Source organism: Candidatus Pelagibacter sp. uisw_138, assembly GCF_059512485.2.
Map to the genome: position 1 here is coordinate 1,391,130 of NZ_CM183453.2, position 23,482 is coordinate 1,414,611.

General features: G+C 30.6%; 25 protein-coding genes. 15 read left to right on the forward strand and 10 right to left on the reverse strand.

From position 1 onward, the window contains the following. From AC5YGC_RS07470 to pnp, 9 genes are all read left to right on the forward strand, one after another. The gene (locus tag AC5YGC_RS07470) at positions 1 to 1,002 is read left to right on the forward strand and encodes a PhoH family protein (RefSeq protein WP_496139599.1); all 1,002 of its coding nucleotides are present in this window, start codon (positions 1 to 3) and stop codon (positions 1,000 to 1,002) included. Next, a complete protein-coding gene (gene ybeY, locus AC5YGC_RS07475; RefSeq protein WP_496139600.1) occupies positions 995 to 1,456 on the forward strand; it encodes an rRNA maturation RNase YbeY in 462 nt (153 codons plus the stop codon). Before AC5YGC_RS07470 ends, ybeY begins: the two co-directional genes overlap by 8 nt. Position 1,457: 1 nt before the next feature. Further along, on the forward strand, positions 1,458 to 3,002 hold the full coding sequence (lnt, locus tag AC5YGC_RS07480) for an apolipoprotein N-acyltransferase (protein WP_496139602.1): 1,545 nt from the start codon (positions 1,458 to 1,460) through the stop codon (positions 3,000 to 3,002). Further along, positions 2,995 to 4,164 (forward strand): methionine adenosyltransferase, encoded by a 1,170-nt coding sequence (gene metK / locus AC5YGC_RS07485; protein WP_496139603.1) that lies wholly within the window; start codon positions 2,995 to 2,997, stop codon positions 4,162 to 4,164. The genes lnt and metK overlap by 8 nt, the downstream gene beginning before the upstream one ends. A gap of 98 nt (positions 4,165 to 4,262) precedes the next feature. Beyond that, positions 4,263 to 5,816, forward strand: coding sequence for a transcription termination factor NusA (gene nusA / locus AC5YGC_RS07490; protein ID WP_496139604.1), 1,554 nt, complete (start codon positions 4,263 to 4,265; stop codon positions 5,814 to 5,816). A 10-nt stretch (positions 5,817 to 5,826) separates the two neighbouring features. Continuing rightward, entirely contained in the window at positions 5,827 to 8,031 is a 2,205-nt protein-coding gene (gene infB, locus AC5YGC_RS07495; RefSeq protein ID WP_496139605.1) for a translation initiation factor IF-2, read from the forward strand. Further along, the gene (gene rbfA, locus AC5YGC_RS07500; protein ID WP_415286456.1) at positions 8,031 to 8,399 is read left to right on the forward strand and encodes a 30S ribosome-binding factor RbfA; all 369 of its coding nucleotides are present in this window, start codon (positions 8,031 to 8,033) and stop codon (positions 8,397 to 8,399) included. Before infB ends, rbfA begins: the two co-directional genes overlap by 1 nt. A 13-nt stretch (positions 8,400 to 8,412) precedes the next feature. Next, positions 8,413 to 8,661 (forward strand): 30S ribosomal protein S15, encoded by a 249-nt coding sequence (gene rpsO / locus AC5YGC_RS07505; protein ID WP_415278299.1) that lies wholly within the window; start codon positions 8,413 to 8,415, stop codon positions 8,659 to 8,661. A gap of 21 nt (positions 8,662 to 8,682) precedes the next feature. Continuing rightward, positions 8,683 to 10,755, forward strand: a complete 2,073-nt coding sequence (gene pnp, locus AC5YGC_RS07510; protein WP_496139606.1) for a polyribonucleotide nucleotidyltransferase — start codon at positions 8,683 to 8,685, stop codon at positions 10,753 to 10,755. A 75-nt stretch (positions 10,756 to 10,830) separates the two neighbouring features. Here the strand turns inward: pnp and AC5YGC_RS07515 are convergent, their stop codons facing one another. From AC5YGC_RS07515 to fabA, 4 genes are all read right to left on the reverse strand, one after another. Beyond that, positions 10,831 to 11,223: a cupin domain-containing protein gene (locus AC5YGC_RS07515; RefSeq protein WP_496139607.1), complete on the reverse strand. Its 393-nt coding sequence runs from the start codon at positions 11,221 to 11,223 to the stop codon at positions 10,831 to 10,833. Positions 11,224 to 11,306: 83 nt separating this feature from the next. Beyond that, positions 11,307 to 12,092 (reverse strand): SDR family oxidoreductase, encoded by a 786-nt coding sequence (locus AC5YGC_RS07520; protein WP_496139608.1) that lies wholly within the window; start codon positions 12,090 to 12,092, stop codon positions 11,307 to 11,309. Then, positions 12,093 to 13,304 (reverse strand): beta-ketoacyl-ACP synthase I, encoded by a 1,212-nt coding sequence (gene fabB, locus AC5YGC_RS07525; RefSeq protein ID WP_496139609.1) that lies wholly within the window; start codon positions 13,302 to 13,304, stop codon positions 12,093 to 12,095. Next, positions 13,304 to 13,804: a bifunctional 3-hydroxydecanoyl-ACP dehydratase/trans-2-decenoyl-ACP isomerase gene (gene fabA / locus AC5YGC_RS07530; protein ID WP_496139610.1), complete on the reverse strand. Its 501-nt coding sequence runs from the start codon at positions 13,802 to 13,804 to the stop codon at positions 13,304 to 13,306. The genes fabB and fabA overlap by 1 nt, the downstream gene beginning before the upstream one ends. A gap of 73 nt (positions 13,805 to 13,877) precedes the next feature. On the opposite strand from fabA, the gene AC5YGC_RS07535 reads away from it, so the two are divergent. The 4 genes from AC5YGC_RS07535 to AC5YGC_RS07550 all read left to right on the forward strand — a co-directional run bounded on the left by AC5YGC_RS07535 (position 13,878) and on the right by AC5YGC_RS07550 (position 16,813). Then, positions 13,878 to 14,306 (forward strand): transcriptional repressor, encoded by a 429-nt coding sequence (locus AC5YGC_RS07535; RefSeq protein ID WP_496139611.1) that lies wholly within the window; start codon positions 13,878 to 13,880, stop codon positions 14,304 to 14,306. Between the two features lie 104 nt (positions 14,307 to 14,410). Next, entirely contained in the window at positions 14,411 to 14,827 is a 417-nt protein-coding gene (locus AC5YGC_RS07540) for a rubrerythrin family protein (RefSeq protein WP_271512302.1), read from the forward strand. A gap of 58 nt (positions 14,828 to 14,885) precedes the next feature. Next, positions 14,886 to 16,217: a heterodisulfide reductase-related iron-sulfur binding cluster gene (locus AC5YGC_RS07545; protein ID WP_496139613.1), complete on the forward strand. Its 1,332-nt coding sequence runs from the start codon at positions 14,886 to 14,888 to the stop codon at positions 16,215 to 16,217. Between the two features lie 2 nt (positions 16,218 to 16,219). Then, complete coding sequence (locus AC5YGC_RS07550) at positions 16,220 to 16,813, forward strand: DUF3501 family protein (protein WP_496139614.1); 594 nt, start codon at positions 16,220 to 16,222, stop codon at positions 16,811 to 16,813. Here AC5YGC_RS07550 and AC5YGC_RS07555 read toward each other — a convergent pair. Genes AC5YGC_RS07555 through ubiE form a run of 6 tightly spaced genes read right to left on the reverse strand, consistent with a single transcriptional unit; the run spans position 16,806 to position 21,934 of the window. Then, positions 16,806 to 17,255 carry an SH3 domain-containing protein gene (locus AC5YGC_RS07555; protein ID WP_496139615.1) on the reverse strand — a complete coding sequence of 150 codons (450 nt, stop codon included), beginning with the start codon at positions 17,253 to 17,255 and terminating at the stop codon, positions 16,806 to 16,808. The genes AC5YGC_RS07550 and AC5YGC_RS07555 overlap by 8 nt on opposite strands. Then, on the reverse strand, positions 17,252 to 18,007 hold the full coding sequence (locus AC5YGC_RS07560; protein ID WP_496139616.1) for a ThiF family adenylyltransferase: 756 nt from the start codon (positions 18,005 to 18,007) through the stop codon (positions 17,252 to 17,254). Before AC5YGC_RS07560 ends, AC5YGC_RS07555 begins: the two co-directional genes overlap by 4 nt. After that, entirely contained in the window at positions 18,004 to 18,441 is a 438-nt protein-coding gene (gene dut, locus AC5YGC_RS07565; RefSeq protein ID WP_496139617.1) for a dUTP diphosphatase, read from the reverse strand. The genes AC5YGC_RS07560 and dut overlap by 4 nt, the downstream gene beginning before the upstream one ends. 6 nt (positions 18,442 to 18,447) lie before the next feature. Continuing rightward, positions 18,448 to 19,653, reverse strand: a complete 1,206-nt coding sequence (coaBC, locus tag AC5YGC_RS07570; RefSeq protein WP_496139618.1) for a bifunctional phosphopantothenoylcysteine decarboxylase/phosphopantothenate--cysteine ligase CoaBC — start codon at positions 19,651 to 19,653, stop codon at positions 18,448 to 18,450. 8 nt (positions 19,654 to 19,661) lie between these two features. Then, on the reverse strand, positions 19,662 to 21,230 hold the full coding sequence (gene ubiB / locus AC5YGC_RS07575) for a 2-polyprenylphenol 6-hydroxylase (protein WP_496139619.1): 1,569 nt from the start codon (positions 21,228 to 21,230) through the stop codon (positions 19,662 to 19,664). Further along, positions 21,230 to 21,934 carry a bifunctional demethylmenaquinone methyltransferase/2-methoxy-6-polyprenyl-1,4-benzoquinol methylase UbiE gene (ubiE, locus tag AC5YGC_RS07580; protein WP_496139620.1) on the reverse strand — a complete coding sequence of 235 codons (705 nt, stop codon included), beginning with the start codon at positions 21,932 to 21,934 and terminating at the stop codon, positions 21,230 to 21,232. The genes ubiB and ubiE overlap by 1 nt, the downstream gene beginning before the upstream one ends. Positions 21,935 to 21,969: 35 nt before the next feature. Between ubiE and mutM the strand changes: the two genes are divergently transcribed. Next, positions 21,970 to 22,833, forward strand: a complete 864-nt coding sequence (mutM, locus tag AC5YGC_RS07585; RefSeq protein ID WP_496139621.1) for a bifunctional DNA-formamidopyrimidine glycosylase/DNA-(apurinic or apyrimidinic site) lyase — start codon at positions 21,970 to 21,972, stop codon at positions 22,831 to 22,833. Between the two features lie 50 nt (positions 22,834 to 22,883). Then, on the forward strand, positions 22,884 to 23,144 hold the full coding sequence (gene rpsT, locus AC5YGC_RS07590) for a 30S ribosomal protein S20 (RefSeq protein ID WP_496139622.1): 261 nt from the start codon (positions 22,884 to 22,886) through the stop codon (positions 23,142 to 23,144). Positions 23,145 to 23,482 lie beyond the last annotated feature (338 nt).

Sequence of the window (23,482 nt, forward strand, 5' to 3'; positions counted from 1 at the left end):
TTGAATAATACAGTTTCAAAAAAAATTAATTCAACATTAAAATTTGTATATTCTGACAATAATTCTTTAAGTGTTATCTTTCATGATAATGATTTATTAATGGGGGTTGTTGGTGAGTTTAATGAAAATTTAAAAGAACTTGAAAAAATTACAAATACAAATCTTTATTCAAGAGGAAATTCAATTTTAATAAAATCAACCCCAGAACAAAACGAAATAACAAAAAATGCTATTCAATTCCTTGCATATCAATTTATTAATAATGGAAGTATTGAGAAAAAAGATATAATCTCATCTATAGATAAATTTATGATTGAAGAGAAAGTAAAAAATCAAAATGTTTCTGACATAATTAAAACACCAAAAAAATCTGTTATTCCTAGATCTGAAAGGCAAAAAGAATATGTTAGAGCATTAAGACAAAGTGATATTGTTATATCAGCAGGCCCTGCCGGAACAGGTAAAACCTTTTTAGCGGTAGCTGTCGGATTAACCATGTTGCTTGATAAAAAGATTGAAAGAATTATTTTATCAAGACCCGCAGTAGAAGCTGGTGAAAGACTTGGTTTTTTACCAGGAGACATGAAAGAGAAAGTAGATCCTTATTTAAGGCCTCTATATGATTCCCTCTATGATTTATTTGATTTTGAAAAAATACAGAGAATGATTGAAATTGGTGATATTGAAATAGCGCCACTTGCTTTCATGAGAGGAAGAACTTTAAAGAATTCTTTTGCAATTTTAGACGAAGCCCAAAATGCAACTGATACTCAAATTAAGATGTTTTTAACGCGTATTGGTGAGAATTCAAAAATCGTTATAAATGGTGATCCTTCTCAAATAGACTTACCAAATAAAAATATGTCTGGCTTAAGTAGATCTAAGAAATTACTTGGACATTTAAAGGAAATTTCAGTTATAGATTTTGATCATTCAGATGTGGTGAGACATCCTTTGGTATCTAAGATTGTAAAAGCTTATACTGATCAAGAAAATGATTAAAATTGATGTGGTTTCGGAGTGCACTCTCTGGAGCAAAAAAATCAAGAAAAATAACACTTTTTTCAATTTCATTATAAAGTTTTTTCCAAAAAAATATAAATTTATAGGTAAAAAAATAAATCTAACAATTTTACTTTCAAATAATAAGAATATTAAAAAACTAAATAAAGATTTTAGAAATAAAAATAAACCCACAGATGTATTATCATTTCCATTCGAGAAAAAATTTAACCCAAAAAAATCAAATTATCTTGGTGATATAGTAATTAGCTATGAGTTTATGAATAAACCAAAAAATATAAGCATTTTAGAGTTTAAACAAAAAGTTGTTAAAATTTTTATTCATGGATTTCTTCATTTATTAGGACACGACCACATAAAACTAAAAGACTTTAAAAAAATGAGTAAAGAAGAAGATAACATTTATAAATTTATTAAAACAAAAGTTGCCTAACTTGCTTAAAAAAAATTTTTTAAACATATTATATGTATTTTTTTTAGGTGCTATTAGTTCTTACAGCTTGCCACCTTATAATTATTTTATAATTAATTTTTTTACTTTTTCATTATTCTTTATTTTTCTTTTTATAGAAAAAAAAACCAACCCCAATAATAAATCTTTCTTTAAATATGGATGGTTTTTTGGTTTTGGTTATTTTTTATGTAGTTTATATTGGATCGCAATTTCCTTAACTTTTGATGAAAGCTTCAAACTTTTAATACCAATAGCTATAGTTTTATTTCCTGCTTTTCTGGCAATATTTTATGGATTAATAACTTATTTGTTTTCTGTTTTTTATTCTAAAAATGTTGTTAGTACATTTTTGATTTTTTCAATTTTATATGGATCTATTGAATTTATTAGAGGATCCATTCTTACTGGTTTTCCGTGGAATTTAATTGCTTTTAGTTTTTCAGAAAGTATTTATTTTATTCAAATTCTTTCAGTAATCGGGACTTATTCTTTTAATTTAATCTGCATATCTTTATTTACTGTGCCAGCTATATTTATCCTAAGAAAAACCAGAAAAGAAATTATTGTCTGTTTTTTCTTTATAGTAATTTCTGCAGGCTTTTTATTTTTTGGTAATTTAAAGTACAATCAATTTAATACTACGACTGATATCAAAAATAATTTTACAATAAGAGCCGTATCACCCAATATTAGTTTGGATCGATTTTATTCAAGAAAGAATGAGTTAAAAATTATCCAAGAACTAATTACCTTGAGTAACCCAGAAAAAAAAGAACCAACAATTTTTTTATGGCCCGAAGGAATTATTCCGGACAGTTATTTAAGAGATATGGATATATATAAGGAGTTATTTTCAAATAGTTTTGGAAATGATGATTTAATTATCATGGGTCTAAATAGCGTAAAGACTAAAAATAGTGAAAATTTATTTTTTAATTCAATGGCAGTTTTTAACAATAAATTGGATTTAATTCATAGTTACAATAAGATTAATTTAGTGCCATTTGGAGAGTTTATCCCATTTGAAACAGTTCTTAGTTTAATAGGACTTAAAACAGTAACCAATGATTACCAATCTTTTTCAAAAGGTGAGAGTCAAAAAACACTTTCAATAAAAAATGACAAGATAGAATTAAAATTACTTCCCTTAATTTGTTATGAAATTATTTATTCAAATAGATTATTTAAAGACAAAAACTTTGATTATATAATTAATATTTCAGAAGATGGGTGGTTTGGAAATTCTATTGGCCCAAAACAACATTTTGCACATAGTATCTTTAGATCAATTGAAAGTGGTAAGTATGTAATTAGATCAGCAAACAATGGAATATCTGCCATTATTAATCCCATTGGTATTATAGAAAAAAAAGTTGAGTTTGGCACTAATGGTTATGTTGATTTTAAAGAGAGTAAAGTCCTTAAATCTACGCTCTATATGAATTATGGGGATAAGATATTTTTTATGCTTATTTTATTATATATTTTTTTAATTTTTTCATTTAATAAAATTACACATGAGTAATTTAAAAAATTTTTTATTTACAAGCGAGTCTGTTTCTGAAGGACATCCAGACAAAGTGTCAGATCGTATTTCCGATATGGTTGTGGATAGCTACCTTTCAGGTGATCCTTTTTCAAGAGTAGCCTGTGAAACTTTAACCACTACAAACAAAGTTGTTTTAGCTGGAGAAGTAAGAGGACCGAGCATCAAAGAAGAAGATCTTATTCAAAAAGTAAGAGAATGCATCAAGGATATAGGGTACGATCAAGATGGTTTTACTTGGAGAGAAGCTACAAAAATAGAAAGCCACCTTCACGCACAATCTGCAGATATAGCAATGGGTGTGGACTCATCAATTAATAAAGATGAAGGAGCGGGTGACCAAGGAATAATGTTTGGTTATGCTTGCAATGAAACTGAAGAATTAATGCCTGCACCAATTCATTATTCACATAAGATTTTGAGATTAATGGCAGAAGATAGAAAATCTGGAAAATTAAAAAATATTGAGCCAGATTCAAAAAGTCAAGTTACGTTTGAGTATGTTGATGGAAAACCAACCAAAGTAAAATCAGTTGTTATATCTTCACAACACTCAGCAGATATAGATCAGGCTGAAGTTAGAGAATTATTAAAACCTTATTTATCAAAATCAATTCCAGAAAAGTTTTTGAAAGATTTTAATGAAGATGAATTATATATAAACCCAACTGGAAATTTTGTGATTGGTGGTCCGGATGGGGATTGTGGCTTAACAGGTAGAAAAATCATTGTAGATACTTATGGTGGAGCAGCACCTCATGGTGGAGGAGCTTTCTCTGGTAAAGATCCAACTAAAGTTGATAGATCAGCTGCTTACGCAGCAAGATATATTGCTAAAAATATTGTTGCATCTAACATTGCTGAAAAATGTTTAATTCAACTAGCATACGCAATCGGAGTTTCTAAACCTTTATCAATTTATGTAGATTTATTTGATAATGATTTAGAAAAAAATAAATTTGTAACAGAAAAGATTTCAGAAAATTTTGATTTAAGCCCAAGAGGCATAAGAGAAATGCTAGGCTTAAATAAACCTATTTACGAAAAAACAGCAGCTTACGGTCACTTTGGAAGGGTGCCTGAAGCTAACGGTTCATTTTCATGGGAAAAAACAGATAAAAAAGACGTTTTTTTTAAATAGTTGCTATTGAATTAAAAAAAAATCTTTATATATTGCCCTTACATTATTGAAATTACAGAATGGGCTTTAGCCCATTTTTTTTTGGAGCTAATAAACTTATGTTAAATAGAAGATCAGATAAATTAGAGTTATTAAGAATTGCTGAAGCAGTTGCTTTAGAAAAGTCTATAGATAAAGAATTAATTATTGATTCCATGGAAACTGGAATTGCAAAAGCTGCTAAATCAAAATTTGGACAGGACAATGAAATTAAAGTTTTAATAGACAGAGAAAGTGGTGATATTGGAATTTTCAGAAAATTAATTGTTGTAGAAAAACCAGAAAATACAAATACAGAAATTAATCTTCAAGATGCAATCATTTTAAATGAAGTAAACAAAGATAAAAAAATTGGTGATGAAATTTTACAACCGCTTCCTTCTTTTGATTTTGGAAGAATAGCTGCACAAACAGCAAAACAAGTTATTAGTTTTAATGTAAGAGAAGCAGAGCGTGAAAGACAATATAATGATTTCATAGACAAAAAAGATTCAATTCTAAGTGGAATTGTTAAGCGTCTAGAATTTGGAAATGTAATAGTTGATTTGGGTAGAACTGAAGCAATTATTCAAAAAAATGAAATGATCCCTAGAGAAAATATTAAAGCTGGAGATAGAGTTAAAGCTTATTGTTATGACGTAAAAAGAGAAGCTAGAGGACAGCAAATATTTTTATCAAGAGCACATCCAAAATTTATGGAAAAATTATTTGTTCAAGAGGTTCCTGAAATTTATGATGGTTTAATTGAAATCAAATCATCAGCAAGAGATCCGGGAAGCAGAGCAAAAATTTGTGTTAAAGCTGTTGATACTTCATTAGATCCAGTAGGAGCTTGTGTTGGAATGAGAGGATCAAGAGTTCAAGCAGTAGTTAACGAATTACAAGGTGAAAAAATTGATATTGTTAATTGGTCTGAAGATCCAGCAATAGTAGTTTCAAATGCATTATCACCGGCTGAAGTTCAAAGAGTAAACGTTGATAGTGTTGCAAAAAAATTAGATGTAATTTTAACTGAAGAAAACTTAAGTAAAGCAATTGGTCGTAGAGGTCAAAATGTTAGGTTGGCTACTAAATTATTAAATTACGAAATTAATATAATGACTGATGCAGAAGATTCAGAAAGAAGACAATCTGAGTTTAAAGAAAAAACTGAAAACTTTGTTAAAAATTTAGAGTTGGACGAAACATTAGGACAATTACTTGTTGCTGAAGGTTTTTCTTCTATTTCAGACATTAAAGATAGCTCACCAGAAAATTTAATGAAAATTGAAGGTATAGAGGAAGACACTGCTAAGGCTTTGATTGAAAGAGCAAAAGAGTTTTACCAAAAAGATCAAGAAGACATCACTCAAAGAATTAAAGATTTGGGACTTCAAGATGATCTTATAAATCACAAAGGACTAACGCCAGGAATGTTGGTTACTTTAGGAGAGCAAAAGATTTTAAAACTAGAAGATTTTGCAGACCTTGCCTCTGATGAATTAACTGGTGGTTATGATGTTGTAAAAGGTGAAAGAATTAAGATTCAAGGATATCTTGAAGATTTTGCTTTGTCAAAAACAGAAGCGGATGAATTAATTATGTCTGCAAGAAACATAATTTACAAAGATTGAGTAATGAAATATGGAAAACAAAAAAACAAAATTAACACTTTCTGGCATAGCCAAGAAATCGATAGAGAATATAGAGTTAGCAAAAACTCAAAGTAAAAATTCTGTTGTAATTGAAAAAAAACCTAGCAAATTTGCACCTAGAGGTAACTTTACTAGACCTGCTAGTGTTAGGTCAAAACCGACAGTAACAAACGCAAGTAGCTTTCCCCCTAGAACTACATCGGCGCCTAAACCATCTTCTCCAATAACTAATGATTATGAAAAACGTAAGTTAGCTGAGCAAAGAGCAACCAGAAGACTTAAAGGTGACACAGGTAAACCTGACACTAAAAAAAGAGAATTAAAATTAACTGTTTCAAGAGCGTTAAGCGATGAGATCGAAGCAAGAACAAGAAGTATGGCTTCACTTAAAAGAGCAAAGCTAAAAGAAAATAGAGAGCTAACTAAAGAAGAAATTCAAGAAAGCCTAAAGCCTGTAAAAAGAGATGTAAATATTCCTGAAGCAATCACAGTGAGAGAACTTTCTAACAGAATGGCTGAGCAATCAAACAATGTAATCAAACATTTATTTGGAATGGGAGTGACGGTTACTATCAATCAAACATTAGCAGCAGATACAGCTGAATACTTAGTAAAAGAATTTGGTCACAATCCTATTAGAGAAACAAAAGCTGAAGAGATTATTCAAAAAATAAAAGAGTCTAGATCTGAAAATTTAAAGAATAGACCGCCGATCGTAACTGTGATGGGTCATGTGGACCATGGGAAGACTTCAGTATTAGATGTTTTAAGAAGTGCCAATGTTGTCTCTGGTGAATTTGGTGGAATAACACAACATATTGGTGCTTATCAAATACAACACGAATCTAATAAACTAACTTTTATTGATACACCAGGTCACGCTGCATTTACAGAAATGAGAGCAAGAGGATCAAAATTAACAGACGTTGTAGTATTAGTTGTTGCTGCAGATGATGGAGTTAAACCTCAAACAATTGAATCTATAAAACACGCAAAAGCTGCGAACGTTCCAATAGTTGTAGCAATCAACAAGTGTGATTTACCAGAGGCAGACCCACAAAAAATAAAGAACCAACTTTTGGAGTATGAGCTTATTGCAGAAGATTTATCGGGAGATACTTTGATGGTTGAAATTTCTGCAAAAAATAAAAAGAATTTAGATAAATTAGTAGAGTCGATTGTTCTACAAGCAGAAATCTTAGATTTAAAAACTGACTTTGAATCTAAAGCAACAGGAATTGTTTTAGAATCTAAAATTGATATTGGTAGAGGAGCGGTTGCAACAGTTGTGGTTACATCTGGAACAATTAAAAAAGGTGATTTTTTTGTTAGTGGATTAAAATGGGGAAAAGTAAGAGCTTTAATTAACGATAAAGGAGAAAGTGTTAATGAAGCACCACCATCAATGCCAGTTGAAATTCTTGGAATTAATGGAGCGGCTAAATCAGGAGATGATTTTATTGTTTTAGATACAGAAAAAGAAGCCAAAACATTAAGTGAGACTAGAGCAGACGAAACCAAAACTGGTGGAAGCTCTTTAACTTTTGCAACTCAAGATTCAGCTTTTGCTGATAAGTCAGCTGTAGAATTAAATATTATTGTAAAATCAGACGTTCATGGATCTGCTGAAGCAATTAAAAGTGCGATTAATCAAATTACTCATGATGAAGTAAAACCTAAAATAATTTTATCTGATATCGGAATGGTAACAGAGACTGATGTAACTTTAGCAAAAGCATCTAATGCTACATTAATTGCATTTAATGTTAAACCAAGCAAGGAAGCAAAAAAATTAGCAGAGAATGAAAAAATTATAATATCTTCTTACAATATTATTTATGAAGTTTTAGATTATATCAAATTAAGAATGTCAGGACTTCTTGCTCCAGATGTTCAAGAAAAAATTGTTGGCACAGCTCAAATTCTAGAAATTTTCAAAGTTTCAGGTACAGGAAAAGTTGCGGGTTCAAAAGTAACCGAAGGTGAAATAGCTAGTGGAGCAAATGCTAGAGTAGTAAGAGATGGAGCAATTATTTATACTGGTAAAATAAGTACTATTTTTAGAGAAAAAGATCAGGCAAAACAGGTCAGTAACGGCCAAGAATGTGGAATAACACTTAAAGACTTTATCGATTTCCAGAAAAACGATACAATAGAGGCGTATAGTACGACTACGACGGAAAGAACAATATAATGGTTGATAAAACAGGAAAACCGGTATCACAAAGACAATTACGTGTTGGAGAGATGATTAGGCAATCTTTAGGTATGATTTTCGCTAGAAATGAAGCTAAGGTGCCGAATTTAGAAACTAATACCATAACGGTTACAGAAGTGAAAATGAGTCAAGATCTTAAAATTGCAAAAGCGTATGTATTACCCCTAGGAGGAAAAGATACTGAAAAAGTTATTAAAAAACTAAGAGAATATTCTTTTTTAATTAGAAAAATTTTATCTAAAAAAGTATTTATGAAATACATACCAAAGATACTTTTTGCTAAAGATGATTCTTTTGAATACGCAGAAAAAATAGAAAACTTAATAAAACAAACAAACAAATAGGAAAATAAATAGTATGACGAATAAAGCAGAAGAATTAAAAATGCATGAGAAGGACACTGGTTCTTCAGAAGTACAAATTGCATTATTAACAGGCAAAATTGAAACTCTTTCAGCGCACATTAAGCAATTCAAAAAAGATAAACACTCTTCGGTTGGATTGTTAAGAGCAGTAAATAGAAGAAAAAAATTGTTAGAATATTTAAAGAAAAATAAATTCGATTCTTACAAAAATGTATTAACACAATTAAATTTAAGAAAATAGATAGAAGGAAACGGAAAATAGATGTTCAAAGTATATAAGAAGGAAATTGAAGTAGCAGGTAAGAAGATAAGTTTAGAAACAGGTAAAGTAGCAAGACAAGCAGATGGAGCAATCGTTGCCTCATGTGGTGAAACGGTTATTTTAGCAACAGTAGTAGGAGCAAAAAAAGTAAATTCAGATATGGATTATTTTCCTCTATCTGTAAATTACCAAGAAAAATATTATGCAGGTGGTAAAATTCCTGGTGGATATTTTAAAAGAGAAGCAAGACCAACTGAAAGTGAACAATTGATCTCAAGATTAATTGATAGACCAATCAGACCTTTGTTTCCAAGTGAATTTAAAAATGAAGTTCAGTTGTTACCAACAGTAATTTCATATGACAAAGATAATCAACCAGATATTTTAGCAATTACAGCTTCTTCAGCAGCACTAGCTATTTCAGGAATGCCATTTATGGGACCTGTGGGTGCTTCAAGAGTTGGTTTAGTTGATGGTAAATACATATTAAACCCATCAAAAGCTGAGCTAGAAAACTCTACTTTAGATTTAGTTGTAGCAGGTACTAAAGATGCTGTGCTTATGGTTGAATCTGAGACCAAAGGTTTAACAGAAGAAGTAATGTTAGATGCAGTTAAGTTTGGCCATGAAGGTTTTGTTCCAGTAATCGAAATGATAGAGGAACTTGCAAAAGAATGTAGAAAACCAGAATGGACTGTTGAGAAAAAAGATTTATCGGAAGTTAAGAAAAAACTTGAAGAAAACTTTACAGAAGATTTAACTAAAGCTTTTGCGACAATAGACAAACAAGATAGATCAAATCAAATTTCAGAAATTTCTGATAAAGCAAAACAGCTTTTTGCAGAAGATGAAAATTACTCTGATTTTAATGTTAATGATGAATTAAAAAATCTTGAAAAGAAGATTGTTAGAACTGATATTCTTAAAAACAAAAAAAGAATAGATGGTAGAGGTTTAGCCGATGTAAGAGCTATTGAGTGTGAAGTTGGTGTTTTACCAAGAACTCACGGATCAGCTTTATTTACTAGAGGAGAAACACAAGCGATTGTTGTGACTACTTTAGGTACATCCGATGATGAACAAAGATTAGAAAGTTTGGATGGACAGCATAGAGAAAGATTTATGCTTCATTATAATTTCCCTCCTTTTTCAGTTGGTGAAACTGGAAGAATTGGAACTGGAAGACGTGAAGTTGGCCATGGAAAATTAGCATGGAGAGCAATTAATTCTTCATTACCTTCTAAAGAGGAATTTCCATATACTTTCAGAATAGTGTCTGAGATTACAGAATCTAACGGTTCTTCTTCAATGGCAAGTGTTTGTGGCGCATCTCTTGCGCTTATGGATGCTGGAGTGCCAATTAAAGAGCCAGTTGCAGGTATTGCAATGGGATTAATTAAAGAAGGCGATGATTTTAGTGTCTTGTCAGATATTTTAGGTGATGAAGATCATCTTGGAGACATGGATTTTAAAGTTGCTGGAACTAAAGATGGAATTACTTCACTTCAAATGGATATCAAAATTACAGGTATCACATTTGAAATCATGGAGCAGGCTTTAAAACAAGCTAAAGAAGGAAGAGTTCATATCTTAGGTGAAATGAATAAAGTCTTAAGTGAATCAAGAGCTGATGTTGGTGAACACACTCCAAAAATGGAACAAATTACTGTTGATAAAAAAGATATCGCAGCCGTTATTGGAAAAGGTGGAGCAACAATTAGAGAGATTGTTGAAAAGTCGGGTGCAAAAGTTGATGTGAATGATGAAGGTGTGGTAACAGTTTCTGCTCCAGACGAAGAGTCTAGAAACATTGCTATGCAGATTATTAAAGACATAACTGCAAAAGCTGAACTAAATAAAATTTACTCAGGTAAAGTAATGAAAATTATGGAGTTTGGTGCATTTGTAAATTTCTTAGGCAAACAAGATGGTCTTGTTCATATCTCAGAACTTGCTGCTAAAAGAGTAGAAAAAGTTACTGATGTTGTCAAAGAAGGCGATGAAGTAAAAGTTAAAGTGATTGGTTTCGATAGAGGTAAAGTTAAACTTTCTATGAAACAAGCTGCTGAATAATTTTTAAATTAAAATTCTAAACCCCTCGAATGAAAGTTCTGGGGGTTTTTTTTATGGGGCACTTATCTGAAAGCTCTATGCACTCTCTTGTTTTGTTGGAAAATATTCTACTTCTGAAAAACTATCTGTTGGAAAAATCCAATAAAATTCTAAAGTTTCTTTACCATTATTTTTTAAGGAGTGCTCTGCATTTCCAGCTATATAAACTACATCACCTTTTTTAATTGTCTCAAGTTCACCAGATTTATTTAATATTCCTGTACCATTGGTAACCACATATATTTCTGCAGGTGAGTGATAATGAAGGGTTAAATTTCCACCAGGTACTATTTCAGCAAAACCAAGGGATAGACCAGAACTACCATCGAAATCTGAATCGATTAAAAATTTCCATCTAACTCCAGGATACTTTTCGGTTGTTGACCATTCTTGGTCAGAAACTGAAGCAAGGTTTTTTACAGAAATCATTCAAAATCTTAACTTATGTTTTATTTTTTTTAAATATAAATCATTAAGTCTAAAGAATTGTTCCTAATAAATTTAACTATACTTTAGGTAATATTCTTAGGATCTGGCATCCCAACCTTGTTATATCCAGCATCTACGTAGTGAATTTCACCAGTAACACCAGCTGCAAGGTCGCTTAGTAGATACAATGCTGAGTTTCCAACATCATGGATATCTACATTTCTCTTCAAGAAAGAATGGTTCGCATTCCATTTGTATAAGAATTTTGCATCCCCAATAGCAGAAGCTGCTAAAGTTTTAATAGGTCCTGCACTTATTGCATTCACCCTCATTCCTTTAGCACCCAGATCTCTTGCAAGGTACTTAACACTTGCCTCAAGAGCTGATTTACAAACACCCATTACGTTATAATTTGGAATAGCTTTAGTAGATTCATAAGTTAAAGTTAACATGCTTCCACCCTCTTTCATTAATTTAGATGCTTCTTTTGCAACTTCTGTAAATGAAAAACATGAAATTAACATACTTCTTAAAAAATTTTCTCTAGTTGTATTTAGATATTCACCTGATAATTCTGATTTATCTGAAAAAGCAACTGCGTGAACTACAAAATCAATTTGTCCCCACTCAGATTTGATATCTTCAAAAAGTTTTATTACTTCTTCTTTATTTTCAACGTCACAACTAAATGTAGCTTTTGAATTTAATTTTTCAGCTAAAGGAATTACTCTTTTCTTTAGTGCATCCCCAAGATAAGTGAATGCAAGTTCTGCTCCAGCTTCTGCAAGTTTTTGTGAAATACCCCAAGCAATTGATCTTTCATTGGCAACACCCATGATCAATCCTCTTTTACCCTTCATTAAACTCATTTAGACCTTTTCAAAAATTAAAGTTGCATTTGTTCCACCAAAACCAAAGCTGTTAGACATTACAGAGTTTAATTTAACATCTGTTTCAGTTTTAGTAACGATTGGAAATTTTTTAGCTTCATCATCCATGTCATTGATATTAGCTGATGCTGTAATGAAACTATTTTTCATCATGATTAAACTATAAATTGCTTCATGAACTGAAGCAGCACCTAGTGGGTGACCAGAAAGAGATTTAGTAGAACTAATTTTTGGTACCTCAGCACCAAATGCTTCTCCAACACCTCTAAGCTCTGTTATATCTCCAACTGGAGTTGATGTTCCATGAGTGTTTAAGTAGTCCATTTTATTTTTAGCTGTCGCTAAAGCCATCTTCATACATCTAACAGCGCCTTCACCTGATGGGGCTACCATATCATATCCGTCAGAAGTCGCGCCATAGCCTGTTAATTCAGCATATATGTTTGCGCCTCTAGCTTTTGCATGCTCATACTCTTCAAGCACTAAAACTCCACCACCACCTGCTATTACAAAGCCATCTCTAGTCTTATCATAAGCTCTTGAAGCAGTTTCGGGTGCATCATTATATTTAGAAGACAAAGCAGTCATCGCGTCAAACATTGCAGTCATAGCCCAGTGTAATTCTTCACTACCGCCTGCAAATACAACATCCTGTTTCCCCATTTGAATTAATTCACTTGCATGACCGATGCAGTGTCCGCTAGTTGCACATGCAGAACTCATCGTATAATTAACTCCTTTAATTTTAAAAGGTACGGCAAGAGTTGCTGAAGATGTACTAGCCATAGTTCTTGGGACAATAAATGGCCCCATCAATTTTGGTGTCTTAGCTCTAGTCTTATCAACAGATAAAACTACATTTTCTATTGAAGGACCACCAGAACCCATAACTATTCCAGTTTTAAAATTACTCACATCTTTATCCTCTAATCCTGAGTCTTTAATAGCTTCTTTCATTGCAATGTAATTATATGCAGATCCAGAGCCCATAAATCTGATAGTTTTTCTATCAACATGATCTTCAAGTTTAATATTTGGTTTGCCGTGAATATGACTTCTTAAATTGTGTTCTTTGTATTCTTCACAAAAAGATATTCCAGATTTTGAATTTAAAAGAGACTGATAAACTTCTTCTTGATTGTTACCTAAACAAGAAATAACTCCCAAACCTGTAACTACTACTCTTCTCATTATTTAAATAACCCCACTTTTAAACTTTCTGCTGAATATATTTTTTTGTCATCGGCAAATACTAAACCATTTGCAAGACCAACGGTTGTTCCACCTGGTGCCATAACTTTTTTCATATCAATTTCATATCTTACATTTTTAACATTTTGTAAAACTTCACCAGTGAATTTTACTGTACTCACTCCTAAAGCTCTCCCTTTACCTGGATTGCCAAGCCAACCAAGGTAAAAACCAACTAGCTGCCACATAGCATCCAAGCCAAGACAACCTGGCATAACAGGGTCTTCCTTAAAGTGACAATCGAAAAACCAAAGGTCTTCTTTGATATCAAGCTCGGCTTTTAAAGAGCCCTTACTAAAATTACCATTGTCCTCGTTGATCTCTGTTATTCTATCAAACATGAGCATTGGTGGAAGTGGTAATTTTGCATTACCTGGGCCAAAAAGTTCGCCATTTCCGCAGCTTATTAGCTCATCATATGTGAATGAGTTTTTTTTCATAAATTTCAGTCCCTTAATACTTGATTTATCGGGATTATAATATAGAAATAGTTTAGAACTATTATAAACAGTAATGAACAATATAAGTATATACACTGAAAAATTAAGAGAATCTGGCTTAAGACCAACAAGACAGAGACTAAAAATTTGTGAAGTATTATTTTCACCTGAAAAAACCTTTCACTTTACAATAAATGATCTGACTAAAATTATTGAGGATAAGCTGAGTGAAAAAATTTCTTTAGCAACAGTTTACAATACAATTCACGCATTTAAAAAAAAAGGATATCTAAAAGAAATTTCTATCAACTCAGATAAAAGCTATTTTGACACTAACGTAACCGAGCACCATCATTTTTTTGACGAAGACACAAATGAGTTAATTGATTGTAGCAACGACGATATTGATTCGGTAAATATTAAACAAAATATTACTGGAAAAAAAATAAAATCTGTTGAAGTATTAATTAAAGTTGCAACTGATAATCAAACGCAAAAATAATTCAATAATTTCAACAGCTTAATATTTACATTAAAACAATTCTAAACTGTTGACATATAGTTTAGAACGATTATATGTACATCATAATCATTAAGGAGAAAAATATGTCATTAAAAGGAAGTAAAACAGAAGAAAACTTAAAAGATGCATTTGCAGGTGAGAGCCAAGCAAACAGACGTTATTTATATTTTGCTCAAAAAGCAGATATTGAAGGTTATAACGATGTAGCATCTGTATTTAGATCTACAGCTGAAGGTGAAACAGGTCATGCACATGGACACCTTGAGTATCTTGAAGAAGTTGGAGATCCAGCAACAGGATTGCCGATTGGTGAAACTAAAGCTAATTTAGCTTCAGCAGTACAGGGTGAAACACATGAATATACAGACATGTACCCAGGTATGGCAAAAACAGCTAGAGAAGAAGGCTTTTCAGAAATTGCTGATTGGTTTGAAACTTTAGCAAAAGCTGAAAAATCACACGCAGGTAAATTCCAAAAAACACTAGAATCTATTGCGTAAATAAGACTTAATTTATGGTGGGGATCTTCCCCACCATTAAATCCTTAAATTTTTAAATATGAGCAAAGAAGGCAGTATAGATGCACCCATTAGGCACCCAATAAATTTTGAGCATCCTGATTTTTTAGACCCTAAAAAATTAGATGACGAAATGAGAAGAGCATTTGATATTTGTCATGGATGCAGAAGATGTTTTAATTTATGCGACTCGTTTCCAAAATTATTTGACATGATAGATGAGTCAGAAAATGAGGATGTAGAAAGTTTAAAAAGTGAACAGTTTGAACCTGTAGTAGACGCCTGCACATTATGTGACATGTGTTTTATGACCAAATGTCCTTATGTTCCACCCCATGATTTTGATTTAGACTTTCCTCATTTGATGTTGAGATATAGAACGGCTCAAAAAAAATTAAATAAATTACCAGCAGTGCCAGCACAATTAGCTCAAATTGATAGAAATGGAAAAATTGGTGTAATGCTATCATCACTAATAAACTGGGCATCAAACATTAAAAATACATTCTTTAGAAAAATATTAGAATTAGTTGCTGGAATCGATATGAGAGTTAAGCTTCCCACTTATAATTCAGAAACATTTACAAATTATTTTAAAAAAAATAACATTCCAACAAATAGTGAAGCTCCATCTAAAGATAGAAAAGTTGTAATTTACTCAACATGCTTTGTTAATTTTAATAAAAAAGATACAGGTGTAGCTGCATTAAAAGTTTTAAAAAAAAATGGAGTAGAGGTTCAAGAAGCTTATCCGGGTTGTTGTGGAATGCCTTATCTTGAGCAAGCAGATTTACCAAAAGTTGTAGAGCAAGCCAAAAAAGTTTCCAAAGATTTATTGGAGTGGGTAGACAAGGGTTATCAAATTATTACTTTAACAGCCAGTTGTGGTCTAATGTTAAAATTTGAATGGCCTTTACTATTACCAAATGACAAAAACATTAAAAGACTTTCAAAAAGAGTTAGTGATATAGATGAATATATCGTTGATATAGCACAAAACGAGGGCCTAGCAGAAGGTTTACAAGAAATTGATGGTGGAGTTACAGTTCACAACGCATGCCATGCAAGAGCACAAAACATGGGTATTAAATCTAGAGATATGCTGAAATTTATCCCTAATATAAAAATGGATGTTGTTGAAAGATGTGCTGGTCATGGGGGAACTTTTGGTGTGATGAAGGAAACTCACGATTTAGCTATAAAAGTTGGAACACCAACAGCAAAACAGATTAAAAATAAAAATAACAAATACATGGCCTCAGATTGTCCGTTGGCAGGTAAGCATTTAAAACAATTAGAAACAGACACAAATATTGCAAATGATGAGGCACTTCATCCTATCGAATTAATGGCAAAAAGTTATAGATTATAATTATGAGTAAAGAAAAAAGACAAATAGAAAAAGAAGATTTATTACCATCTGATGTTTATGCAAAAAGCAGAAAACAAATCAGAAAAGATTTAGTTGAGTTTAAAAAAGATAGAAGAATAGCACTTGGTCCTTATGCCACTTTTTATTTTGAAAGTTTTGAAACTATGGTTGCTCAAGTTCAAGAGATGCTTCACATTGAAAAAGGTGGTGATGAGCAATTAAAAGATGAGTTAATAGCCTATAACCCTTTGGTTCCAAACGGAAAAGAACTTACAGCTACACTAATGTTTGAAATTGATAATCCAATTTCAAGAGCTGCATTTTTAGGTAAAGTTGGAGGAATTGAAGAAAAAATATTCATGAAAATTAATGATGAAATTGTTAAGGCTGTTCCAGAAGAAGATGTTGATAGAACATCAGCAGAAGGAAAAGCTTCTTCAGTGCAGTTTATCCATTTTAAATTAAATGATGATCAAGTTTCTAAATTTAAGTCAGATGGTGCAACCATTGAATTTGGGATTGATCATAAAGAGTACACCCACACTACAAGATTAGCTGAAAATAGTGTTAAATCACTATGTGCTGATTTTATTTAATAGACCCCCAGATATTTTTGGTTTTGACCCAACCTGAATAATCATCAGTCTTCACCTTACACCATATATTCTCACATTTTTTTAAAACTAATAGTCTTCCTTTTTCTAATTTGGCTATTGGTTTTGAAAAGTTAGATGGTTTTTTATATAAGATTTTATCTTCTAAAATAATAATAGAGTTTGATGGTTTCAACTGACTCCAATGAATCCAGCCACTATTATTATCAAAAAATACTACTCTTCTCCAATTCTCTTTTTTGTCTATCTGTTTTACAGGCAAATTAATCTTTCTATAAACATATTTAATAGAACGATCTATACTTGGCCCATACCTAACATTAGTCTTATTTTTTTTTAGAGATAAAAATTTTTCATCAGCGTTTATGAATTGAATGCTTAAAATTGATAGACATAAACACCAAATAGCTATTTTTTTTATCATTTACAAAAACAGTTTTTTCTTTTTTTAAGTTTAACTTTTCTAAAATTTAATTGTAATAAGTCTAAGATAAAAATATATCCATCAAGACCCTTTCCAATATCAAGTATTTTCTTTAAAACTTCGTTTGCTTGTATAGTTCCAATTATACCAGCAACAGTACCTAGAATACCTTCAGACTCACAATTAAATAAATCATCTGAAATATCAGAGTCTTGAAAAAAACATCTTAAACATGGGATTTTTTTATTCTTAAAATCAAAAGTAAATATATGACCGTCAAATTTACTTATAGCTCCAGTTATAAGTATTTTTTTAAATTTATAACAAAAATCATTTAATAAAAATTTTGTAGAAAAATTATCAGAGCCATCAACTATATAATCATAATCTTTTATAATTTTCTTAAAATTAGTTTTATTTAGTCTTATTTTGTAAATTTTAATTTTAATACTTGGGTTTATTTTTTTAATTTTACCCCTTGCTACTTGAACTTTAAATTTTTCTATATCACTAGTATTATAAAGACTTTGTCTGTGTAGGTTGGATAAACTAACTTTATCATCATCAACTATTCCTATCAAACCAACACCAGCTCTTGCAAGAAATTCAGCAACAGGAGACCCTAAGCCACCCATTCCAACAATTAAAACTTTTGCAGATATAATTTTTTTTTGCCCTATAGTGCCAATATCTTTTAGTACTATTTGTCTTGAATATCTCTCTATTGCTACTTTTCTTAATTGGTTATTCATTTACCTGTTGAACCAAATCCACCATCACCTCGTAATGTGTTGGGTAAATTATCTGTTTCTTCAAGCTCCATCTTAATTACAGGTATCAAGACCATTTGCGCTATCCTATCTTTATTGTTGATAAGGAAATCTTCTTTACCATGATTAAAAAGTATAACTTTAATTTCTCCTCTATAATCACTATCAATTGTTCCTGGAGTGTTCAAAACTGTAATACTCTTTTTAGCAGCCAAACCAGATCGAGGACGAATTTGAACCTCATAATCCTCTGAAAATGCTATTGAAAGCCCTGTAGGAACCAAATATGAGCTATTAGCGGCTATTCTAATAGACTTCTCTATAAAAGCCATCAAATCCATACCTGAAGCACCATCTGTTTTGTAAGCAGGTAATTCTACTTTAGGATTTAATTTTTTGATTAATACTTTAGCCACTGAATTTTAATTTAATTTTTTAATAACTCTATCTACTATTTCATCAGAAATTTCAGATTTACTTTTTATTGCAAGCCTTTCATCATTCATATTTTTATCTCTATAATAGATTGAAACTTCATTAAAACTAGAGTCAAATCCAATTGCTTTATTGGAAACATCATTTGCTATTATCCAGTCACAATTTTTTTCTTCTAATTTTTTTTTTGCATTTTCTTCAACATCATTAGTTTCTGCAGCAAATCCAATTACCAACTTTGGTCTAAGAGAATTATGTTTTGATACATAATTTAAAATATCAATATTTTTTTCTAGTTCTAAATGTAATTTTTCCTGCTTTTTTATTTTGTTGTTGTTTGTTTCTTTAACTTTAAAGTCAGCAACAGCTGCTGAAAAAATTGCTACATCTGCTGGTAAATTATCTTGTGTAGCTTTAAACATTTCATCTGCAGTTTCTACTTTAATTAAGTTTATATTATTGCTTACTTCTAAATTTGTAGGTCCAGAAATTAAAGTGGTTTGAAAACCTTTTTTAGCGAATGCTTTTGCTAAGGCATAGCCTTGTTTTCCAGAAGACTTATTTGTTATAAATCTTACAGGGTCAATATACTCATTAGTTGGTCCAGCCGTTACTAAGGCTTTTAGTTTATAATTTTTATTTAATTCACTAAAGTATGAATTAATTTCTTGAACAATATTATCTGGTTCAGTCATTTTCCCTTCACCAAATTCTCCACAGGCCATATCACCAATTTCAGGACCTATAATTTTATAACCAAATGATTTTAGTTTTTTAAGATTTTCTTTAGTTGATGGGTGTTCCCACATTCTAACATTCATAGCCGGTGTTAAAAAAATATCTTTATCAGAAGCTAAAATTACAGTTGAAGCCAGATCTTCAGAAGACCCTGCACTCAATTTTGAAATTGTATTAGCTGTAGCTGGAGCCACAACAATTAAGTCTGCCCATCTAGATAGTGAAATATGATCCATTTCAGCCTCATTTTCAGGGCTAAATAACTCGTCATAAACTTTTTCTTGAGATAGTGAGGCAACCGACAAAGGAGTTACAAATTCTTTGGCACTTTTAGTAAGAATAGTTTTAACTTTTGCACCTAATTTCTTTAAAGATCTGATTAATTCCAAACTTTTGTAAGCAGATATGCCACCACATATTATTAAAAGTATTTTTTTTTCAGATATATTATTCATTGTGCAAATTAAAATACTACTAGACCAAAAATTACAAGCAGTAATAAACCAACAATAGACTGATTTCTAAAGGTAGTCATTTCAGATCTCTTTTCATTTAAGGCTGTAAATGAATTTGAATTTTGTGGGATCTGTCCACTTGCTAAAAACGATAAAGCTTGATTAGCTTTATCCATAATCTCTGGAAAATCAGGTAACTTTTTAATTACTTCAGTGGTAGTTTTTAAACTTTCATTCAAGGTATTAATTGGATCTTTTGTTTCTCTCAGCCAATTTTCTAAAACTGGTTTTGAAGTCTCCCATATATTAGTATTAGGGTTAAGTTTTCTAGCCACACCCTCAACAACTACCATTGTTTTTTGTAACATTAATAATTGAGGTTGAGTTTGCATATTAAATTTTTCAGTAACTTCAAAAAGTTGTTTTAACAATTTACCCCCAGAAATATCTTTTACAGATTGGCCAAAGATTGGTTCACCAATTGATCTTAATGCTTGTGCTAAATCATTAACGGGTACATCTTTAGGAACTAGACCAGCAACCAAATGTACTTCAGCAACTTTTTTGTAGTCTCTTTGAATAAATCCAAATAAAATTTCAGCTAAAAATCTTTTACTAAGACTATCCAATCTTCCCATTATACCAAAATCTATAGGAACAATTTGTCCACTATTATCAATAAATATATTTCCTTGATGCATATCAGCATGAAAAAAACCATCTCTAACAGCATGCCTTAAAAAATGCTGAATAACATCAGAGGCTATTCTTTTAGTATCTATATTTCTTTTTTGTAAATCTTCTGTTTCACGAATAGAAACACCATCAACCCAATCAAGTGTCATTACATTTTCGCTTGTAAAATTCCAATATATAGCAGGAACTCTAAAACCTGCATCATTCTTTGTATTTTCAGCATATTCATTTGCAGCTGCTGCCTCAAATCTTAAATCCATTTCTAAATTAGTTATTTCTTTAAGAAGAAAGACAACTTCTACCAATTTTAATCTTTTTGTTTTTTTTATAAATGACTCAACCATAAAAGCAAAAAGCATCAAGGCATCTATTTCTTCATTAAATACTTTTTTAATATCTGGTCTCAAAATTTTAATAGCAACATCTTTTATGGTTCCATTATCATTTATTTTTGCTTTATGGACTTGTGCTATTGAGGCTGCTGCAACTGGCTCACTTAAATCAATGATTGAATTGAAGGTATCATCTCCTAGGTCTTTTTTAATTATTGCTTTGGCTTCAGATAAGGTAAATGCTGGCAATCTATCTTGTAAGCCCTCTAACTGTTTTGCTAAATCATCTCCAATAATATCAGGTCTAGTAACTAGAAATTGTCCTAATTTAATAAATGTAGTTCCCATCGATTGTAGGGATTTAGAAAGTCTTGCTCCTTCATTTTCGTTTAAATTAGTTCTATTAGGAGCCGAAAAAGAAAATGAAAGTATTTGAAAGAGAATCTTGATTGTTAATGGTGGCTTTTTAAACTTAGAAAGAATGGCTAATATATCAGAACGAGCTAATTTTCTTCCCAATTTAAATAAAATAAATATTTTTTTTAACATTAGATTTTCCAACCTGAGTGGATAGCTACAATTCCACCTGATAAATTTCTATAACTACAGTTAACAAATTTATTTTTATTCATTAAATCGATTAACTCTTCTTGATTAATAAATTCTTCAATACTTTTAATTAGATATTCATAAGGTTCTTTTTGTCCAACAATAGCCTTTCCAACCAAAGGAATAAGTTTTGAATAATTTTTATATATAAAATCCAAATTAGAGTTTTGAATTTTAGAAAATTCCAAACATAAATAGCGACCTCCTGGTTTTAAAACTCTATAAGCTTCTGATAGAGCTTTATTTAGGTCTTTAGTATTTCGTAGCCCAAAACTAATTGTGTAATAATCGCAAGAATTATCTTCAATAGGCAATTTTTCAGCTGGAGCAATTATCCAATTGATATTTTTATAAGTACTTAACTTTTCTTTGCCTTTACCAATCATTCCTTTATTTGGATCGACACAAAATATTTCTCCATTTTTATCAGTTGCGTCTAAAAAAAGTTTACCAAGATCTCCAGTACCACAGGCAACATCAATTAAAGTTTTATTATTTGAGGGGTTCATCCAGCTTAATAGATCTTTTTTCCAAACTCTATGAACTCCTAATGACATAAAGTCATTCATTAAATCATATTTGTCATAGACATTATCAAAGACACTTTGGACAAGGCCTTTTTTATTTTGGAGATATTGTTGCATATTAAATTTATTATTTATTGATAATATAGTCTCAAATGCCAGAATTACCAGAAGTAGAAATAGTCAGACAATCGTTATCTAAAAAAATAGAGCGTAAAAAAATCAAAAAAATAATAATTACGAATAGAAACTTAAGGTTTAAAATTCCTTTAAAATTTGAAGAATTGTTAAAAAATAAAATCATTAAAAAAGTAACTAGATTTTCAAAGTATTTAATCTTGAATTTTTCTGATGAATCTTTTTGTTTAATTCATTTGGGGATGTCAGGGACTGTTCATTTGATAAAAAAAATTAACATTAGCAAGTTTACCAATACTAGTTTTTATAACTCACCAAGACTCCCTAAGAAACATAATCATGTTGAAATTCATTTTGAAGGTTTAAAAGTTATATATAACGATCCTAGAAGATTTGGTTTTTTTAAATTTATAGAAAACAAGAAGGAGCTTAAAAAAAGATTTAGTCATTTAGGGCCAGAACCTTTTTTTAAAAATTTTAACTTAGAATATTTAATTGGTTATTTTATAAATAAAAAGAAAGATATAAAAAGTTTCTTACTGGATCAAAAATTTGTATCAGGAATTGGAAATATCTATGCAAGTGAAATTTTATTTTTATGCAAAATTAATCCAACTATCTATGCATCAAAGTTATCTAAGCAAGATTGCAAAAAAATTATTACTTATTCAAAAAGTATACTTAATAGGGCTATTAAAAAAGGTGGGTCAAGTATTCGTGATTTTAAGAATATTTCTGGTGAAAATGGTAATTTTCAAAAAGAATTTAAAGTTTACCAAAGAGAAAATTTAAAATGTCTAAGAAACAAATGCACTGGCAAAATAAAGAAAATATTTATATCCAATAGATCCACTTTTTTTTGTAATACCTGCCAAAAATAAGCAATTATTCTATTGACCAGTATAAATTCTACAGCTATACCACTGCGCTTATGGCAAACACAAAATCAGCAATTAAAAGAATTAGAAAAATTGCTACGCAAACACTAGTTAATAAGGCTCGTAAGAGCAAATATAGGAATGCTATAAAAAAAATGAACCTTCTTCTTGAAGAAAAGAAAAAAGATGAAGCTCTAAAATTCTTACCAAAGTTGAACTCTGAATTAATGAAAGTTGCAAAAACTGGAATTATTAAGAAAGCTAATGCTTCAAGAAACATTTCAAGAATAACAAAAAAGATCACAGCCTTATAAAATCATCTACAGTTGCTGAAAAATTTCAACCTAAGGTACTTGTACCAAATAAGATTTCCTTTTTAATTAACAACACCATATCTAGATTTAGTAAAACTTATTATTTATAAATCACACACTCATAGATTTAAAGATTGTAAAATTTATTTTTATTATTTTTTGTTCAATTAAATTACATTGTGAAAAAATATTTTCTAAGAATAAAAACAGACCACCTTTAAAAAAAGTTCGCGTTAAAAATGATTCACCTACAGATTTTATTTATTTTTAAATATACAAACTTTTCTATTGTATAATTTCTATTTTGCTTCTAACTAACTTTATTCCTACAAATTCTT

Coding starts and splice junctions, on each gene's coding strand:
- AC5YGC_RS07535 (WP_496139611.1), top strand. CDS start 13,878: ATGAACAATATAAGTATATACACTGAAAAATTAAGAGAATCTGGCTTA.
- AC5YGC_RS07515 (WP_496139607.1), bottom strand. CDS start 11,223: ATGATTTCTGTAAAAAACCTTGCTTCAGTTTCTGACCAAGAATGGTCA.
- metK (WP_496139603.1), top strand. CDS start 2,995: ATGAGTAATTTAAAAAATTTTTTATTTACAAGCGAGTCTGTTTCTGAA.
- AC5YGC_RS07555 (WP_496139615.1), bottom strand. CDS start 17,255: ATGATAAAAAAAATAGCTATTTGGTGTTTATGTCTATCAATTTTAAGC.
- coaBC (WP_496139618.1), bottom strand. CDS start 19,653: ATGAATAATATATCTGAAAAAAAAATACTTTTAATAATATGTGGTGGC.
- rpsT (WP_496139622.1), top strand. CDS start 22,884: ATGGCAAACACAAAATCAGCAATTAAAAGAATTAGAAAAATTGCTACG.
- fabB (WP_496139609.1), bottom strand. CDS start 13,304: ATGAGAAGAGTAGTAGTTACAGGTTTGGGAGTTATTTCTTGTTTAGGT.
- ubiB (WP_496139619.1), bottom strand. CDS start 21,230: ATGTTAAAAAAAATATTTATTTTATTTAAATTGGGAAGAAAATTAGCT.
- AC5YGC_RS07560 (WP_496139616.1), bottom strand. CDS start 18,007: ATGAATAACCAATTAAGAAAAGTAGCAATAGAGAGATATTCAAGACAA.
- AC5YGC_RS07520 (WP_496139608.1), bottom strand. CDS start 12,092: ATGAGTTTAATGAAGGGTAAAAGAGGATTGATCATGGGTGTTGCCAAT.
- fabA (WP_496139610.1), bottom strand. CDS start 13,804: ATGAAAAAAAACTCATTCACATATGATGAGCTAATAAGCTGCGGAAAT.
- AC5YGC_RS07545 (WP_496139613.1), top strand. CDS start 14,886: ATGAGCAAAGAAGGCAGTATAGATGCACCCATTAGGCACCCAATAAAT.
- nusA (WP_496139604.1), top strand. CDS start 4,263: ATGTTAAATAGAAGATCAGATAAATTAGAGTTATTAAGAATTGCTGAA.
- ubiE (WP_496139620.1), bottom strand. CDS start 21,934: ATGCAACAATATCTCCAAAATAAAAAAGGCCTTGTCCAAAGTGTCTTT.
- AC5YGC_RS07540 (WP_271512302.1), top strand. CDS start 14,411: ATGTCATTAAAAGGAAGTAAAACAGAAGAAAACTTAAAAGATGCATTT.
- AC5YGC_RS07550 (WP_496139614.1), top strand. CDS start 16,220: ATGAGTAAAGAAAAAAGACAAATAGAAAAAGAAGATTTATTACCATCT.
- ybeY (WP_496139600.1), top strand. CDS start 995: ATGATTAAAATTGATGTGGTTTCGGAGTGCACTCTCTGGAGCAAAAAA.
- mutM (WP_496139621.1), top strand. CDS start 21,970: ATGCCAGAATTACCAGAAGTAGAAATAGTCAGACAATCGTTATCTAAA.
- rbfA (WP_415286456.1), top strand. CDS start 8,031: ATGGTTGATAAAACAGGAAAACCGGTATCACAAAGACAATTACGTGTT.
- infB (WP_496139605.1), top strand. CDS start 5,827: ATGGAAAACAAAAAAACAAAATTAACACTTTCTGGCATAGCCAAGAAA.
- pnp (WP_496139606.1), top strand. CDS start 8,683: ATGTTCAAAGTATATAAGAAGGAAATTGAAGTAGCAGGTAAGAAGATA.
- rpsO (WP_415278299.1), top strand. CDS start 8,413: ATGACGAATAAAGCAGAAGAATTAAAAATGCATGAGAAGGACACTGGT.